This window comes from Rhodocaloribacter litoris, from assembly GCF_011682235.2.
Classification (GTDB): Bacteria; Bacteroidota; Rhodothermia; order Rhodothermales; family ISCAR-4553; genus Rhodocaloribacter; species Rhodocaloribacter litoris.
On sequence record NZ_CP076718.1, the window covers coordinates 683,019 to 701,534 of the forward strand.

Annotated in this window: 11 protein-coding genes; 1 reads left to right on the top strand and 10 read right to left on the bottom strand. The window is 60.6% G+C overall.

Features of this window, described 5'->3' with window-relative positions; genetic code table 11:
• Nucleotides 1-94: 94 nt before the first annotated feature.
• Nucleotides 95-3,859, bottom strand: coding sequence for a peptidoglycan DD-metalloendopeptidase family protein (locus tag GQ464_RS02820; RefSeq protein ID WP_166976471.1), 3,765 nt, complete (start codon nucleotides 3,857-3,859; stop codon nucleotides 95-97).
• Between the two features lie 75 nt (nucleotides 3,860-3,934).
• Complete coding sequence (locus GQ464_RS02825) at nucleotides 3,935-4,492, bottom strand: RDD family protein (RefSeq protein ID WP_166976470.1); 558 nt, start codon at nucleotides 4,490-4,492, stop codon at nucleotides 3,935-3,937.
• Between the two features lie 1,136 nt (nucleotides 4,493-5,628).
• Between GQ464_RS02825 and GQ464_RS02830 the strand changes: the two genes are divergently transcribed.
• Nucleotides 5,629-7,413, top strand: coding sequence for an SUMF1/EgtB/PvdO family nonheme iron enzyme (locus GQ464_RS02830; RefSeq protein ID WP_166976469.1), 1,785 nt, complete (start codon nucleotides 5,629-5,631; stop codon nucleotides 7,411-7,413).
• A 12-nt stretch (nucleotides 7,414-7,425) separates the two neighbouring features.
• Here the strand turns inward: GQ464_RS02830 and GQ464_RS02835 are convergent, their stop codons facing one another.
• The 8 genes from GQ464_RS02835 to GQ464_RS02870 form a co-directional block, all read right to left on the bottom strand.
• Nucleotides 7,426-8,256, bottom strand: a complete 831-nt coding sequence (locus tag GQ464_RS02835) for a hypothetical protein (RefSeq protein ID WP_166976468.1) — start codon at nucleotides 8,254-8,256, stop codon at nucleotides 7,426-7,428.
• A gap of 11 nt (nucleotides 8,257-8,267) precedes the next feature.
• Nucleotides 8,268-9,710: a tetratricopeptide repeat protein gene (locus tag GQ464_RS02840; protein ID WP_228350541.1), complete on the bottom strand. Its 1,443-nt coding sequence runs from the start codon at nucleotides 9,708-9,710 to the stop codon at nucleotides 8,268-8,270.
• Nucleotides 9,711-9,796: 86 nt separating this feature from the next.
• Nucleotides 9,797-10,885: a hypothetical protein gene (locus GQ464_RS02845; protein ID WP_166976466.1), complete on the bottom strand. Its 1,089-nt coding sequence runs from the start codon at nucleotides 10,883-10,885 to the stop codon at nucleotides 9,797-9,799.
• Between the two features lie 2 nt (nucleotides 10,886-10,887).
• Nucleotides 10,888-11,331: an ExbD/TolR family protein gene (locus GQ464_RS02850; protein ID WP_166976465.1), complete on the bottom strand. Its 444-nt coding sequence runs from the start codon at nucleotides 11,329-11,331 to the stop codon at nucleotides 10,888-10,890.
• 3 nt (nucleotides 11,332-11,334) lie between these two features.
• The gene (locus GQ464_RS02855; protein WP_166976464.1) at nucleotides 11,335-11,730 is read right to left on the bottom strand and encodes an ExbD/TolR family protein; all 396 of its coding nucleotides are present in this window, start codon (nucleotides 11,728-11,730) and stop codon (nucleotides 11,335-11,337) included.
• 41 nt (nucleotides 11,731-11,771) lie between these two features.
• Nucleotides 11,772-13,403 carry a MotA/TolQ/ExbB proton channel family protein gene (locus GQ464_RS02860; RefSeq protein WP_228350542.1) on the bottom strand — a complete coding sequence of 544 codons (1,632 nt, stop codon included), beginning with the start codon at nucleotides 13,401-13,403 and terminating at the stop codon, nucleotides 11,772-11,774.
• A 73-nt stretch (nucleotides 13,404-13,476) separates the two neighbouring features.
• Nucleotides 13,477-15,348: a PorP/SprF family type IX secretion system membrane protein gene (locus GQ464_RS02865; RefSeq protein ID WP_166976462.1), complete on the bottom strand. Its 1,872-nt coding sequence runs from the start codon at nucleotides 15,346-15,348 to the stop codon at nucleotides 13,477-13,479.
• Between the two features lie 27 nt (nucleotides 15,349-15,375).
• Nucleotides 15,376-18,513, bottom strand: a complete 3,138-nt coding sequence (locus GQ464_RS02870; protein ID WP_166976461.1) for an FG-GAP-like repeat-containing protein — start codon at nucleotides 18,511-18,513, stop codon at nucleotides 15,376-15,378.
• Nucleotides 18,514-18,516: the final 3 nt, after the last annotated feature.

Here is an 18,516-nt window from a genome sequence, read left to right on the forward strand (position 1 = left end):
CGGCGCCCGGGGAAGGGACGCCGCGCCTCGTGGTGCCCGGGCCGCTGGCGGGATCATTTTTTCGAAGCTATTTCCTTTCCCGTATCCGCCCGCCCTACTTTACGAGCACCATCTTACCCGTAGCCGTGTAGCCCCCGGCATGCAGGCGATACAGGTAAACGCCGCCAGGCAGTTCACCTGCCTCCCAGCGATACACGTGTTTCCCGGCCGGCAGCATGCCCGAGGCCACCGTGACCACCTCACGCCCGAGCAGGTCGTATACGACGAGCGACACTTCCGCCGGCGCAGGCAGGTCGAAGCGGAACGTGGTGGCGGTACGGAAGGGGTTAGGGTAGTTGGGGTGCAGCAAAAACACTGAAGGAATAGTAATGGGAACATGGCCCCCTATGCTCGTAACCACTTCCACCGTTTCAGGCTGCATGGTCTCGTCCACTGTTCCGTCTCCATCCTGATCCAAACTTAACGTATAGTCTTCATTTTCTCTCGCCACAGTAAGAGCAGCTTCGGAACCTGCGACCGTTGGGATATCACCGTAGGTAAGTGCAATCAGGTTGTTCGCCACATCAGGCTTATACACCTGCAAGCCGGCCGTCCCCTCTCCGACCCCTTGAACCCTTAGATTGTAAACATCATTTCCGATGATAACAATAGATTTGTGTTCGTTCAAAGTATAACCAAACGAATGTTCTATCTCCAGCAAAGCCTCGTACTGCGAGACGAACGCAACCTTTCCATCACTACTCTGAACCCATATATCAGCAGGTGAATTCAAATGAAATGCATACAAAAACTTATTTCCTATCCAATCTCCTGCTCCTTTTATCAACTCCCATAGAGAAGAAGTAATATCTTTAAAAAAATTCCAAACCGTATCAAATAAACTGGGTGCCACCTCCCCACATCCCGCAAAAGCACCCTCATTCTTCACAGCCTCCAACAACACAGAAACATCTTTAATATAAGATAACATTTCTGCAGCCAATCTTTCGCCCGACAATCCGAGAACATTGATCAGGGTACCCATAGTAACAGATTCCATTCTCTCTAGATAATCCTCCAGATTATTAATATCTTTTCCAGTTAACATATCATAAAAATTATTTTTGTTATCCCAAAAATAAAATACAAGATCTTTCATTATTTCCACATCTTCCCTGCCATTTACCAGACCCAGAGAAAAAATTGTTGTAATCTCACCTATGCAATTATAATACACATCCTCGTTAGGCTCTGGCTTAAAATTTATCCTGTTCACATTATTATAAGTTTTTAAGTCCATCGCCGGATCAACGATCAGATTTAATTCCAGATATTCAGCATATGAATTAGAATTGAAAACATATTCAAACGACACCTTTCTAATTTCCCCCGGTTCAAGTGGATCAAAGGTGCCAAGGTCAATGATTTCTCCCTGTGAAGCTTTCAAATCGTCTGTCAGCACCAATAAAGCCACCTGCAGTTTCCCGGCACTCGTTCGTACATTACCTACATTCATGACGTCAAACTCCACACTGGCAGGTATTAATGCCGTAGCCTGAGGATAATATATCGACCTGATCGTCAAATCAGGCATGAGATCAACAGGCTCAACGAAGTCGCCACTAACCCAGCCCTCCGAATCCATTGCAGCTATGGGGAGATTGATTTTGTACCATGGTGTGCCACCGACAACCTGCCGATCGAGCACAGCGAATCGCTGTCCCGGCCACAGTTTGATGGCGTCTAAACCGTTCCGGGTCAGCACCTTGGTAGCGTCTGTCAGCACACCGGGTTCTTTCCGGACGTTGAGCCCCACACTGGCTGTATCCTTAACCTCTATCTGACCGGTCGAGGGCTCTTCAACCAGGAAACCCTCGCTGCCCGCGCCGCCCCAGATCCACCCGGATACGCTTCCATAGGCATTGGGCAGATGAATCTTGTACCATTCGCCAGACCGGGCATAGGCAACGACCTGCTGTCCGGGCCTCACCTGCGTGAGCACGGCGTATCTCTGCGTATTGCCGCCTGCCGCACCCGGCCCCGAATGCACATTTACATTCTCGTCCGTATCCACCCTGAATACAACAGGCTCAACTGGCGTTTCTTCAAAAGGATATATATAGATTCGCGGATCTCGAAGACTATTCCCGTCAGGAACATCGACCAGATACCCTAAGGGCCATCCTCCTGCTTCCATAACCGAAAAGTGAAGATGCACGCCCGTTCCTGTACCTGTATTTCCCATTCTACCAATGTATTCACCCATATTCACCGTAGAGTCTTTTTCCAAAGGCACCGGATCCTCAAGATGTGCGTATAACGTGTAAAAACCGAGGCTCTCGTGATACAAAATAACAGCATTCCCCCATCCATCTATGTTGTCTTTTTTGTCAAACACCTTGCCTGCTGCGGCCGCCACCACTGTTTTGCCATTCGTATAAAAATCTATACCTCCATGATATTTATTTTCTAGAGTCGGATAATCCGGATGATTTACACCGTCATACTCTGCATAATCCTGCGTCACCTGTATGTCTGGGATATCAGAGTCCGGGACGGGCCATCGAAAAGCGGTCGTATTCCCCCCATCTTCCCCCTCTACGCCCAGCGACACGAAAATCCTGTCATTGCTTTCGTCGTTTTGCCCCGCACTGCTCTCCACGTCCACAATGACCCAGACGTAGTAGGTGCCGGGCGCCAGGTTGCCGGGAATCGTTACCTGCATTTCATGCGTAACCGACTCACCGGGCGCCAGCGACGGGGTCGCCAGCGTGGCCAGCAGGGGGTCCTGAACCGTGACCTCCGTGGGCGACGCGCTCAGGCGCACGTTCGTTCTGGTAGCCGGCGCCGTACCTCCCCCCCGGTTCGTAACCACGAACGACACCGCGGCCGCTCCACCTGTCTGTACCCGGTTCGGGCTTATGACCAGCTCCTCCGGTACCAGGTCCGGCAAACTGGAATTTCGGACAAAAGGCTCAAACAAAACAGCTCCATAATAAACACCCTCTTCATCGTCATATATATATGCATCTACTGAATCAGCATCTTCGTAGCCCCAATAGTTGCCGATAGCATAGACAACATTGGTCGACAAATTAGCAACATTATAAATATTATTATAAATTTCATTATTACCATAATTTTCAATTGTGCCCAAATCAGGATTACCTTCCTTGATATAAATGCCATATTTACTATTATAAAAGACCGAATTACGGATTACCGGGTAGCCAGGAAAACTACCATTTATACCCTCCACATAAAATCCATATTCATTATTTTCGAACTTACAATTTTCAAAAACTGGACTTGCCCCCGATCCAACCTTAACACCAATTGTAGGACTATCTACAACGGTTGTGCTCGATATCAACATCGATGATGCATAAATCTGCAATGCCCCTCCACCATTACCTCCAATAAATGAATATCCCAATCCTTCAATCCTGACATTATCTAAGACTGACGCATCACTTCCTTCAAAGAAAGCGATGCGTCCTCCCAATCGCTCCCCTACAAATTCAATAGGATTCTCCTTGTCACCAATCGCTATGAGTGTACCATAAACATCTATTCGATTACCCTTCATGTACACATCCACACCCGGTGCAACCGTTAACCTCACCCCCGAGGTGATTGTTATATCACCTGTAAGATAAACGACGGTATTTGTTACCCATGTTTCTTCAGATCCGATCGTACCACTTACGTAAAGAGTGTCGGTCATATTATCCTGTTCACCATTATACAAATTATTACCGATCTCAGGTAGACCATATTGTTGCATCACAAAGCTCGTCATGGTCGGACTAACCCCAAATAAGGCAGGCTTGACAGCACCTGCATATAAGCATATTATGGAAAATAACAGAGAAGCCATGATTTATCACCATCAAAGTATAACTAGGGAAGTCATACGATACATAGCTCAAGTCTTCTTTTTTTTCCACCCCCGTCAGACCACCGGTCCTGCTCCCGCCTTCACGCGGGGGGTGGTTCGCACGGGCGGCGGGCCGGGAGCGGCCGGATGGTGGCGGCGCCGCAGCACCACGGTGCCGGCCAGTTTGTCGTGCCAGGCCTGGGCGTCCCGGTCGAAAAGGGCCCAGAAGTAGCCGATGCCCAGAAAGAGCCCGCTCAAGAACCGGCCCACCACCTCCCGCAGCAGCATCGTGCCGAATCCCGGGATCTCGCCCGTCTCCTCCCGGACCACCTGCAGGCCCAGCAGCTTCTTCCCGGGCGTGAGGCCCTGCCGGAAGAGGCTCACGTACCAGACCAGGTACCCCAGCGGAAAGACGACCGCCATAATGACGCCGAGCGTCTCCGAGACGGCCCCGAACAGGACAATGGCGATGAGGTAAAGCCCCAGGCCGATGAGCGGGTCGATGGCCAGCGCCAGCCAGCGCCGGAACAGGTTGGCCTTCCTCCCCTTCCCCGGCGCCACGACGAACGCCCCGCACCAGGTGCAGAACCGCACGCCGGGGGCGATCTCGCGATGACAATTCGGACAGTTCATGATGTGCTGCCTCCAGGTTAGACCTCATGGAACAACCCTGCCCGGCCCGTAACCCGCGTGCGCTTCCGCCGGCAACCTGCCCTCGAAAACGAGACAGGCCCCCGCCCCGCACCTGACAAGACCTGGCATAAGGTCATGGTTGTTGATGGTATAGCCGTCGCCGGCGAGGCGAGAGGCATGGCCACCGGTAAAGCGCACCCGTGACGATGCCCTGAAGCCCGCCCCGGGCAAAGCCGGGGAGGGTGCGGTCCCGGACGGGCCGTATAACACACTCCCATGACCCGGCCATTCGCTTAGGATGCATGACCTGCACCTCACAGCCGGTTAAAATTGCAAATAAATCCCATCAATTCGCTCTCAACATTTAAACAGGAGTATGATCAAGAACACGGAGCAACACCGAACATACGGCATACGAAAAAGCATACCCTGTTCAATCCAATAAAAATTCCCACATTTCTCTCACAGGCATACCACACTTTCTGCCCACGCCATTCTGTCCTTTGCCACCCTGCGTCGTTTCACCCTGTGGCTTTCCGGCCGGCCTGAAAAGGGAGGGTTTCGTAATCCCGCCGGTCAAACCCGGCAACAGGTCTCCGGTGCAACGGACGCCGCGACGAGGAACAGCCGAACCGTACCGGCCATCCGGCAGTGCGGAGCAGCCGAAGCGACGGGAACATGCACGGTGGAAAACTTTCATGATTTCAACATTTTATAGACGTCCTGCCCCGTCCCCGGTGTGCAGCCCCTCCCCGGCATGCACGCCGCCGGAAGCACGCCCTCATGCTGCATGCACCGGCCGCTCCGGACGGCAACCGGACCGAAGGCGCCCACCCCCGCGCACACTGCACCATACGATCACCGCTCCATGACGTATGGCGCATTTTTACGGGGTAAACGACGCACGTGCCTTCTGCCTGCTATTATGCGTCATTTGCCCGGGACAACGGCCTCACGAAAAAGACCGGAATTGCACCCCGTAAAAGCCGACATCGCGTTGATTGTGGCACCGGATTTTGATAGTTTTCAGGCAGGTACTCCCCGACCCGGCATCCACAGCCACCTACCCGTACTCGTTTGGCTTCGAAGCACCGGTTTCCGCACGCCTTCCATCGAACATCCGGACCGCTGTCATCATGCCCACTTCGCGTGCTTCTTCCACCGTCGGGACCGGCCGGCTTTACCTTCGGGCAGACGCAGCATGCAGCCTCTACATCGACGGGGAGCACCTGCTCACCCTGAAGGCGGAAGAACCCGCGTCGCTCGCCGTGCCGGCGGGCACCTGCCTGGTGGAGGCCGTCGACGAGGCGGGAGCGCGCTGGCAACGGCACGTCGAAGTGCGGGCCGGCCAGGTGCAGGAAGTGACGATCCGCTTCAACGAGGCCGCCCTGCCCGTAGGAGGGGACTCGATGGCCGCCGGCACGAGCCGGATCATCCGCCCCCGCAAACGCACCACCGGCGGAACCCGGCCCTGGCGCGCCGTCCTGGTGGTGCTCGTTCTGCTGGCCGCCGCCTGGTACGCCTGGCGCTCCGGATGGCTGCAGGCCGGCTTCGAGGGCGCCCCGGCAAATCGAACCCCGGCCCCACAAACCGTCACGACCCCCGAGGATACGGACGTCGAGATCCCTCTATCTGCGTCTTCGCCCCAGGCCGACGTACAGGTCGTGCAGGCGCCGGCGCATGGAACGCTGGCGCTCGACCCCCCCACGGCGCGGTACACACCGGCGGCGGACTTTCACGGCACCGACACGTTCCGCTACCGCATCCTCCCTGCTGAAACGGGCACCGGTGCCGACACCTTCACCGTGCAGGTGACGGTCACCCCGGTCAACGATGTGCCGATAGCCCGCAACGACGAAGGCAACACGGCACCGGGCGAACCCCTCACCCTGGCTGTGCTCGCCAACGACCGGGACGCCGACGGAGACGCGCTGGAGATCGCGGACGTGACGCCGGCCGAGCACGGGACGGTGGAACGAGCCGGAGACGCCCTTGTGTACCACCCGAATGAGGGCTTTGAAGGCACCGACATCTTCACCTACCGGGTCACCGACGGGGAGGCCGTCTCAGCACCGGCCACGGTCACCGTCACCGTCCGGCTGGAGCGTATCGACCTCTCGGATCTTTTCGCCCCGCCGCCCCCCGTACCGGATGAACCGGACACCTCCATCACACCGGCCCACCTGAACCTTTCGTTCGTGACCGTGCCCGCCGGCTCTTTCCTGATGGGCACCAGCCAGGGCCCCCCCGACACCCGCCCCCGGCACCGCGTCCAATTCGACGCCCCGTTTCAACTCAGCACCCACGAAGTCACGGTGGAACAGTTCGGCCTCTTCGTGCAGGCGACGGGCTACCGAACCGAGGCCGAGCGGATCGGATGGGCCTGGGTCTGGGAGAACGGGTCGTACGTCCAGAAGAACGGGTTGACGTGGCGGAATCCCGGCTATCCGCAGACGAACCGGCACCCGGTGGTCTGTGTGAGCTGGAACGACGCCCGCGCCTTTGCAGACTGGGCCGGCGTGCGCCTCCCGACGGAGGCCGAATGGGAGTATGCCGCCCGGGCCGGCGAGATGGGCCAGCGGCTCGGCGAACGCCGGAACGAGGCCCCCGGCGAAACCACCTGGTACGCCGCCAACGCTGAAGGCCATCCCCGGCCGGTCATGCAAAAAGCCCCCAATGCGTGGGGCCTCTACGATATACAGGGCAACGTGTGGGAGTGGGTTCAGGACTGGTACGATGCCGGCTATTATGCCCGGAGTCCCCGGCTGGACCCACAGGGTCCCGAAACCGGAACGTTGCGGGTCGTGCGGGGGGGAAGCTGGCGGGACAACGTGGCCGGCTGGCTCATCCTTCGTAACAATGCCTCCGAAGGCTTTCGATCCAACGAGATTGGCTTTCGGGTGGCACGGGACGTTCCCTGAGCCGGTCTCTCCTCAGCGGTCGTGCCCGTCATTTCCGGATGTCTCACGGCGGGCAGGCGTCCCTGCGTTCTGTGCCGGAGCCGGCGTGGCCGGCCGGTTTTCCGGTCGTCCCGGAACGAAGCCGGCCGAGATGGCGGCCTCCGGGATATACTCGGTCTCCTCGATGACGTGGTAGAGGTACAGCATGTCGTACAGGACCGAGTCGCTGCGGACAATGTGGATGACGTCCCGCTGGATGAGGGTATCCGGCTCGGCCGGCGGAGGCGGTACGTACCGCATCGCCTCGGGCTGGTATTCCCACATCTGCATCGTGAACCCGGCATTGGTCCGCTCGAAACGCAGGCTGATCGGAGCGGCATTGTAATTTCGCTCGATGCTTCGCATGAGGTCATACAGAATGGCATACTCGGCCTGCTGCAGGGTATAGTTCTCCGGATCGAACGCCTGTGCAGGCACCGGCCCCGAGTCGACCTGGAAATCCGCCTCCAGGGCCCAGCTGTTCATGAACTGTTGCACCTCGTCCGAGATGGCCAGGGGATCGATCATAAAGGCTTCCTGGGAGGGATAGACCACCAAGATGTCGTCCGGTCCGTATCCGTTGTTCGTGATGTCGATCACCTCCACGCGTTCCGGCACCTCGTCCTGCTGGGGAACGATGAAGAGGGCGTCGAGCAGGAACTGGATGTCCTGCGGGTCGGTGATGGCGGCCACGGGGCGGGTCACCTGATCGAAGCGCACCGTACCGGCCGGCTGCGCGGCGGCGCCGGGAAGCACACCGCGGCCCAGCGTGGCCATCACCAGCATCAGCAGGCCCGATACGGTTCTCAGCAGGGAGCGAAACATGGGGACGATGGTCATTGGTTACCTTGCGCGAGTGCGCGGTATGCCTGCATGTAGCTACGGGCCTGCTCCAGATCGCCCTGCCGGCGGCTCAGGTTGACAAGCATACGATAGAGTTCTTGCTGATCCTCGAGATTGAGTAGTTCTTTTTCCTCGAGCGCCATGTGCGCATAATTGAGCGCCGACTGCAGGTCGTTTTGCAGGATCTTGGCGGCCTCCATGGCCGCGCGAGGACGACCGGACCAGGGGAAACGTGTGCCCTGTTCGAAGTAACTGAGCGCTCCTTGCAGGCTGCGGCGCTCGGCCAGGTATTCGAGGCCCAGGTTGTAGACGATCGTGCCGTATGCATCGAAGTACGGCACGTAGGTCGTATCGACCGGGCTGCCGTCGGTGGCCCGGGGCGTACGCTGGTACAGCGCCTGCAGCCGCTCCGCCGCCGTGTCCTTCCGGCCAAGGTTATACTCGATGAGCGCCAGGCGCCAGTCCGTCCAGTCGCGTGCCTTTTGCGTCTTCAGCCTGGGCTTGAGTTCTTCGAACCCGCGGGCCGCTTCCTCCAGAGCGCCCCGGTCCACGAGTGCCAGCAATGAATCGCGGGCGAAGTTGGCGGCGAGGTTGCCGTCGTCCCAGTTGATGTATTCGATCTCGCCCTGCACGAACGCCCGCTCGTCTTCGGCCTGGGCCAGGGCCAGCGCTTCCCGGTAGGCTTCGAGCGCGGGGGCGGCCATGCGCGCCTCCACATAGGCACTGCCTTCGGCCCGCTTCAACTGGTAGAGCTGGGTCGAATCCAGCGCCACGTCGCCGAACTCGGCCGCCAGGCGATAGGTCTCGGCCGACTTCGCATAGTTCTCGGCAGCCTTGTACCATTGCCCGCTCTCGTAATAGGCATTGGCCAGCGAGGCGAACAGGCCATACTGTTCGGGCCGCAACCGGGTCAGCTTTTCCAGGATCGAGATGGCCTCCGTGTACTGGCCGGCACGATTCAGGCGACGGGCCTGCAATACGTAGACACTCGCCAGAACGTCCTGGGCCTGCAGGTCATAGGGGTTCAGGCGGATGGCCCGTTCAAAGTGCTGCTGGGCCTCATCCAGGAGCTGTGCCTGCATCTGCATGAGCTGGAGACTGTCGAGGTCCGTCTGCTGTGCGGCCTGGGCATAGGCCCGGAAGACGCGCGCGCCTTCGTTGAAGGCCCGGATGGCCGCATAGGCCTGCTCCTCGGAAACCGAGCCGGTCGTGTCCCGGCTCATTTCCAGGTATTCCCACAGCGTGTCGCTGAGGGCCACGTAGTGGTGTCCCCGGTCGGCTTCCGCACGGGCCTGATCCTGTTGTTCGAAGGGAACGAAGGCCTTCTGCGCCAGCGAGTCGGCCTTTTGCGCGGCCGTGCTGTCCACCCCCGGAGGCACCAGCAGCGGGCGCGTCTCCCCGAACGCTCCCTCCGGCAGCACCGGACGCGACGGCACGGACGAACCACTCGAAGCACACCCCACCAGCAACAGCAAGGTTAGGGGAACGACAAGCGACCTCGATACGACGGAAAGGATGGCGTTCATGATTCGATACTCTTTTTGGCTTCGTCCCACCAGGAAAGGAAGAGCTGGTAGAACCGCTTTGCCCGCGCATCGCCTGCCTCGATCTGCCGGGACTGGATCGAAACGATCTCTCCATCCGAGCGTGATGCGGTTCCTACCCGCAGCTTACGACTCTGCTGCTGAAAGCTCCGGTCCACGAGATAGGTTGTCTCCGCCTCTTTCACCAGCACGATGTGCACCTCATAGAGGCTCTCCTTCACCATGAGGTACAGTTCATAGCGCGTGCCTCCGGCGATGAATTCGACCACGGACGAAAGGTGCTCCGGTGCGGCACCGACGTGTTGCCGTACGCCCGGTGGAAGCAGGCCCGGATGGCGTTTCATCCACTCGATGAGCAACTTCACGTCGAGGTTCTGGTAATCGCCCTGAAACTCGCTGAGGTCTTTCAGGCCCACCTCGAAGGCCTTGCTCCCCTGCTCCCCGCTGCCGGCCCGTCCCTGCGTACCGGCCAGGATTTCCCGCCCGGTGCCGAGATCCTCTCCGGAGGTGACGCCAATGCCCCGGCCCACCCCCTGGCTCATGGCCACGCCGGCATCCGCCACCCCGCTCCGGCGGCCCGCCTGCCCCTGCGGGAGGGCCAGCTCACCACCGGCCAGCGATTCGATGCCGCCGATCTTTCCGAGGTCTTCCCGCTTCAGGCGAACCGTCGTGTTCCCTCCGGTAGACGTGTTCAGACGGGTCTCGGTGGACTGGCTCGGCAAGGGGTTCGGGGCCAGGTCAACCTGGAGGCCTTCCTGCATGATGTCGCTCAGATCCACCCGTTCCGGTGCCTTTCTCGGATTCGGCTCCCGCTGGGCCTCCTTCGGTTCTTCCTGCTCCTCCGTCGGCTGCGTACGGTCGGGCCGCTGCTCGGCCTTCACGGGCTCGGGCAGCATGCTGACCAACCGCTGGTAGTCGATCTTGCGGTAAAGGTCGCGCGTGGTCTCGTGGGCGGGCAGGTTGACAAAGGCAAGCAAAAGCATCACGACGGCGACGACCGCGCCCGTAGACCCCAGGGCGACGCGACGCTGCTTCGACTGATCGGCACGCGGCTGAAGGAGAATCATCGCTACAGCTTGATCGCCTCCCGGTTGATGTTCTTGAGAATGCCGTTTCGATCACAGATGTCGAGCACATCCACCGTGTGTTGCACAATGGACCCCCGGGCCGGATTGATGAGCACGACCGGCTGCCGGTCACGCTGCCGGAGCGCATCGCGCACGGCCACCAGGCAGGCCTCCAGCCGGTCCAGCGCCGTCACGTTGTGACAGAACACCTCTTCCCGTTCACGCTCGACGACGGTGAATCGTCCTCCCGGCAGGATCTCCACGGTGACGAACGAGAGACGCTGCGCATCGGGAACGGTCGCATCCTCGGCACGACCCGGCATCTTGATCTGCGAAAAAATCTGTATGTCCGTGATCATCAAAAAACCGAAAAGGATGATCAGGCCGATGTCAATGAATCGGAGCAGAAATCCGCTGCCCCGGGGGATGTAGGACACACGTGCCATGGATCAGAGACTTCTGAGTTCGACTTCCAGCTCTTTAGGTAGCCCGAGGTCGTCGCACAGCTGGGCGGCGCTGAGCAGGTGCTCGATGGGAGCCTGCCAGCTGCTGCGAAGGCGCACGCGCACGGGCACCGTGGTCGCATACTGCGACCGGCGCTGCAACAGGTAAGCCCGAAGCCCCGCGACGCTGTCCAGGCGCCGGGTCTCTTCCTCGACCAGAAAGGTGCCGTCGGGCTGCACGCCGACGAAAATGATCTCCTCCCCGCTGATCTGGCCGGGGGGCGTCTCGGTGCTCTTCGGCAGTTCGATGGCGCTCTGCCGGATGGTGGCGATACTGATAAAGCCAAACAGCAGAATCAGCACCACATCGACGAAGCGGAGGATGTATCCGGAAGCATTCATAGGCGGTTCGTCAGAATCACACCGGTCCCTGTTCCGGCCCGTCAGTTCTCAAGTCCCATCGCATGAAAGGTCAGCTCGTACGCTTCCACGTGTGCCTTGATGGTGTTGAGTCCGGGCATCTTGCCCGTCGCGAAGCCGGCCGAAGCGCATCCCCGGTCGTCTGTGGTGACGGTGATCGAGGGCGCACCGTTCGAAAAGGTGCCGTCCCCTTGCTCGACGGCAAACGTCACGGGGAAGCCGGCTACCGGATTGCCGTAGGCATCCTGCAGGCATACCGCCAGCGGTTTGGGAAGCGCCTGCCCGACGGGGGCCCCCTGGTTGTTGCCGTGCTGCGCATACTGTTCGGGTGCGCCCGCCCGTGCCATGACCGTCACCTCCCGCGAGAGGTCTCCCCTCTGATCGCCGGCCACCTGGATGCGGATCGTTTGCGGGCCAGCCTTCGTGCCCAGGCGCCAGTCGAAAGAGGCCGTGCCGGCATCATTGGTCGAGCATACCAGGCGGTCCTGCCCGGTGCCGAGCCTGCCCTCGCCCCGGAGCACCTCGACCACCACCTGCTCGCCCGGAACCGGCACCCCGTCCCGTGCCCGTAGCTGTACCTGAAGCCCTTCGAGCAACGTTCCGACGGTTGCCGAGGCCGGCAGGGCGGTGACGTCCATCTCCTCCACCTGCAACAGCGTCTCGGGAGAGGCCCCGGCCATCGTAGCCACGGCGGCCCGCGGCGACGGTACCTCTGCCTCAACCACGGCACGGGGAGGCGATGCCGGCCGGACCGCCGTGCCCTTAGATTGCCGGTTGGTCCCCTGCTCAACCACCAGGCCCGGCGCAGGCCCCGGCTCGTGCCAGCTCGCCTCCGGGTCGGGCAGCAGTTCTTCTTGCTGCATGGCGATCTCCATGAGCCGGAAACGTAACTCGTCGGCCTTGTTGGTGATCTGATCGAGGCGCCGGTTGAAGAAGCTGAAGACCTCCGTCGAACTCAGATTCAGGATGATGCTCACGATGAGCCCGAGCAACGTGGTGATGAGTGCCACCCCCATCCCGATCAGGATCTGCTGCTTGTCACTCGTGCCGGCGGAGAAGACCGAGAAGATCCCCCAGACGGTGCCCAGCAGGCCGAGCGCACCGGCCGTGTCGGAGAGAAAGTCCACCCGGCGCTTGAACGTATCGAACCGGTCTTGCTGAAACCGCACGAAGTTGACGATCTCGTCATGCAACGTTTCCGCCCGGCCCTGGGTCTGAAACACGTTCAACAACGTGGCGGCGAGACGCGCCATCATGCTGTCGGGCTGATTCGAGACCTTCAGCACGATGCGGCGCAGATCCATCCCATGGAAGCCGACCCGCTCCAGTACGTTGCCGGCCCGCCGGTCGGCCACGAGCTCATAGACTTTCCCGAAGATCAGGAAAAGCCCGAGGATCAGGGTGAGGAAAATCGGATACTGGAACCCCTGCGCACCGGAGACCAGGTCCCAGAGATCGTTGAACTGCAATCCCTGTTCGGAGGCTGCCGCAGAGGTCGTATCCTGCACGGCATCCGCGCTGGCAGCAGCCTCCTGGACCTGCAGGAGAGCAACCGGGCCATGCTCGCTTCCGAGAAGCTCCAAAGGAGCGGCGTATGCCGCCGGCATCTCACCGAGAATCCCGAGCAGAGCGAAGAGGAAAAAAAATCGGTTCATCACGGTAACCGGGAAATGAGTGCTATGAACGGAGCAAATGACATTGCGGGGAAAGAACGCGGGCGCTTCGGTCCTACTTGTCGTTCAGACGGATTTCCAGCAGATCGGCCGGTACGGAAAGCGTCGCCGGATCTTGCGTGACATACACGTGGATCTTGCGAACGACCTTGCGAACATAGAAGGCCTGTTCGTTCGACACGTACTGCACGCCTTCGGGGGTTCGCCAGGTCAGCCGGTACCGATAGACTCCGGCCTCGAGGGCACGGCCGCGATCATCCCGCCAGTCCCACTCGATCTGCTGCGGCAGTGTGCCGGACCCGCTGAGGCGTTTCACGATGGCCCCGTCATCCCGGCGAACGGTCAGTTCCCAGTCGCGCGTCGGGTCGGCATAAGCCGCAAGCACGTAGATCGTGGTGACCTCCGGGTTCAGCACCGTCAGGCTTTCCGAGGCCGGTGGTCGCTGGAAACCGAGGGGACGAGGCGGCAGCGCGGTGCTGTCCGGCTGTTCCACACTGATCTGAGAGGCCTGAACCTGGAGACCGGCCAGCAGCCAGTTTCGCAGCCCCATGGCCTTGACGACTCCTTCATCAAAACCCGTGATCGCAACCTGCAGGGTACTATCCTGCTTGAGACCGTCTCCCAGCAATTGAAGGGAACGCTGGTACGTGTCGGAGAGCAGATCCACCAGACGTATCCCGGGCACGAGCCGCTCCACCGGCTCCGTCGGGATCGGGCGACGCCGGCTGGCCGTGCTGCTGTCGAGCACGACGAGATCCTCGGCCGTCAGGCTGCGAAGCGCCTCCTCCGAAAGCCGCGGATCGATCGTGCGCTCGACGCGCTTCTCGAAGTGCTCGAGGTACGGCTCCCTGCTGTCCAGATAGACCCGGGGCACGAAGGCGGGATCAAGATCGGGAGGCGTGACCTCGAGAAAATGGCCGGGCGGGGATACCGGATCCAGCAGGCGCGGCACGCGACCAAACTCGAAGACGAGGGTAAGGCGATGCGATCCCGAGGTGGCGGCGGTCAAATCGGAAACCGGCAACTGGTAACGATAATTCACACTCAGCGGCCCGCCCAGGTACAGCTGGCCTTCGGCAAAGCCGGACGCGTCTGCCGGGGAACCGCCGAGGCGCACATAAGACCCCTGCGTACTGTAGGCTTCGAGCGCAACCTGTGGTTCCAGACCTCTGCGCCCGGTAGTCAGAACCACATGGGCACGCAAGCCGGCCAGGGCGTAGGATATCCCACCGAAGAAAGATCGGGGCTCAACCCCTTCGGGAGCACCGACCAGCGACAGGTTCGGCTCGTTGAGATGGCGCACACCACCGGCAAGGTGCAACCCCGGCAAGACCTGTGCAAAAAAGCCGACCGCCGCCGTGAAGGTCTCCTTGCTCGTGCCGCCCGCAAAAACGGGGTCGCTCATGTCCACCTCTACGAATGCTTCCTCATTGTAGGAAACATGGTAGGCCGAAGCGCTCACGCCCAGGGAAACCCCGCGCAGTAACCGCCACGAGAGGGCGCTTCCCAGCAACAGGCGCTTGTAAACCGGGCTGTCGAAATATTGAGCATGTACCCCCATGCCAAGCCAGTCTCCCACCATGTAGGGCAGCGACAACAGGGTATAGCCCTGCCGCAGCGGCAGGGTCTCTGCCCTGCTCAACCCCACGTAATAACCCTGCGCGCCCAGCACCACCTTGGGCCGGTGAAACGAGATGAGGGCCGGGTTGGCCTGCAGCGCCGCCGGGTCGTCGAGGCTCGTCGGCAAACCCAGTATGGCCTGCTGCGCCCCGGCTTCATAAAAGCAGAGGCTCACCAACCACATACCCCACAGCAGCCGGGGTATGACGGATCGCCTGCCCGTCCCACTAAACCGCCGAACGCGCCCTGCAATCAGGAAGTCTGATGATGAAGAGACGAACGACATGCGCAATACCGGCATGAACATGAAAACAAGTACGGTGAGAGGGCCGAATCAACGCGCCAGGGTTACATGCCCGGAAGCCCGCACGGCACCCGTTTCTTCAACGATGTACAGGTAGACCCCGGGCGGCTGGGCTGTGCCGGCCTCATCGCGCCCATCCCATGTCAGATGACCGGACCCATCGAGTGTGCTGATCGTACGCAGCAGACGACCGTCGAAGTTGAATATCTTGAGTACCGCCCCCCGATAGCCCGCCTCACTGACCCTGAACCGCACCGGCTCATTGATCCCATCTCCATTCGGCGTGAAGGGATTGGGGGAAACAACCAGCTCCGGACTCACCTCGACGAGCAGGGAAAGGGTCACCCGGTTATTATCCTCCCGCATCTCCGTCTGGGCATCGCCTACATCGACGAAACAGTCCAACACGACGGAGCCGCGTTCGGGAAAGGCCACCTCGAAGGTCGTTGCGGTCGAGGCACCGACGGCCAGTTGATCGACGTGCCAGCGGGATACCTCAAGATCATTGCGCAAGAGTGCAACATCGAAACCACCTGCCGACAGCTCCCCGTCGTTCTCAAACGTGCACGACACCGTACGCTGCTGCGAAACCAGGATCTGTGGTTCCTGGCCCGGTACCAGCTCCAGCCGTACGGCAACGAGATCGGGAAGTGGAACACGAACCTGCAATTCCAGGCACTGCGAGTTATTGGTCTCGTCGGATTCCGCAATGGCATCGGTAACGTCGGCCAGAACGCACAGCACATGGTCACCCGGAGCTTCGAACGAGACGACGTTGCTCCTGAACGCCTGCGAGGTACCTGCCGCAAGGGAAGTCAGCGTCGCCTGCCCGACGATGCTCGTGCTACCATCGGGACGTGTGAGTTGAAAGTGGTTTTCAAACGGTTGCGTGACGTCCCGAAACTCGCTCTGAATCAAGGCCTCAAACTGCCGCTGGTCTCCCACGATCAGATCATCACCGGCACCGCCCACCAGGGTGAGGGAGGAGATCCGCAGGTCCGGTTGCCGGGGCAATGCTTCTCCGCGTAACCCAACGGCGAGCGTCGTATCCCGGCACGCACTGGCCACATGCAGGCGCAGGGTCGTCTCGTAGAGGCCGGGATCGACCGGCTCGAAGGCTACCTGCAGGTCAACCTGGTCCTCGGCCGCAATGGCCACCGGTGGGGTGATCAGCGGGCGAAAAGGAGCGTTGACATCGTCGAGGGTGGTCGACGTCAACACGGCGTCGAGGTTACCGGTATTGGTCAGGGTGAGCGCCCCCACCGCATTGCCCGGCAGCAGCACCTGTCCCATATCGATCGCGCCCGGCACGGCCGAGAGGACGGCACCGCTCCCGGACCCATCCAGCTCTACCTCGTAGAGAGCCCGTTGCGTCGTGGCGACACCACACACCGTCGTGGGAACCTCCGCGATGATGCGAACGGTACCCTCCGCCGGTCCGCTCTCACCGGGACGAAAGGTGACCGGAATGGAAACGACGGCACCGGCCTGAAGCGTCTGTGTGGTGAAGCCGGCCTCATAGGCCCCTCCAACAACTTCGACCTGAACGGGTATATCCTGCTCCGAGGTGTTCTCAACCGTGATCGTCTGTGTACTCGTCTCACCCAGGCATACCTCTCCGAAGGAGAGCTCCGCCGGCGCAACACGCAGCGGCCCCGGATCCCCTCCCGTGTTGAAGAAAAGACTCATCTGATCGCCGGAGAGACCGGCGACGACAACGTCCAGGCTGCCATTGCCGTCAAGGTCGGTGCTGATGAGCCCATTGGGGCCGACGGCAGTATCATAGGCACTCACGGGCCCGACGGCCAGCGTGGTACCGGCTGCGTTGAAGCGCGCCTGCAACGTACGGGAGCCCAGATGCGTCGAGACCAGGTCCAGCAGGCCGTCCACCTCGAACGGAAAATCCGGCCCGCCGAAGTCACCCAGAACAAAGTCCTGCGCCCCACCGGCCTCTTCCGGATAGAAAACAAACACTTCCGCAAAGGTGGGCGGAGAGGCGGCATCCGTGTTGCGGAGCCCCAGCACCTCCCCTCGATCCCGGGCGGACACCAGGAGGTCGGCCCGGCCGTCGCCCCCGAAGACATCACCGGCAGCCAGGGCGGCGGGCACGAACGACAGGCCGACGGAGGCGGCGCGCGTGAAGGCGCCGGTGCCGTCATTCAGCAGGATATCGACCTGCCGTTCTCCCTGAGAGGCCACGGCCAGATCGAGTGCCCCGTCGTTGTCAAAGTCACGTGCAACGATTGCGCCGGGCGCCCTACCGACGGCCAGAACGACGGCGGCGCCGAAGCGACCCGTTCCATCGTTGAAATGCAACGCGACCGCATCGGAACCAAAAGCAGCAACGGCAAGATCCAGGCTGCCGTCCCCGTCGAAATCGTTCACGGCGAGATCCACCGGCCTCAGTTGTGTCACCACGGTCAGGGGAGGCCCGAAGGTACCGTTTCCGGCATTCTGCAGGACACGCAATTCTCGCCCCAGTGCATCGTAAACGACGAGATCGACATCTCCATCGTCATCGAAATCCCCACCGGTGACGCCGGTCGCAGGCCCCACATTGACTTCCCGGGCCGTGAAAACCCGCAGGCCCGCGTTGAGATAGACGACCAGCCGATCCGCCGCCCGGTTGACGATGGCCAGGTCCATCAGCGGATCCCCGTTGAGATCCCCGGCAAACGGACGCGCGATGAATGTCGCCTGGAAGGCTCCGGCCCGCTTGGTTGCCGGAGCATCGCCCAGGACGGCCTCCTCAAAGGCCCCCGCACCATACGAGGCGTCGATGGTGAACTGCCAGGTATAGGGCCGGCTCAGCGCTGCCCCGCCGGCAGATCGGACACCGGGCGTGACGGTAACGGTAACCGTCTCTCCGGCTGCAAAAGCACAGGTTGCCAGAAAGGTCGCCGTCCGCGTCGAGGCATCGTAACGGACCGTCCCGTCGGCACATCCCGACTGTGCCCCCTTGACGATAAGGTTTCCCGTGAGCGTAGCCGGGTCGACCGCCTCGGAAAACGTAACCGTCACGGAGTCGTCCGCCGGTACGGCAAGAGCGTGGGGAGTGGGATAGACCGCCTGAACGGACAGCACCTGTCCCCACACCGCCGGAACGAAGCCTGGGAACACCCCTGCCAGAAACGACAGGCAGAGCAGCACATGGCAACGGCGCGACATAGA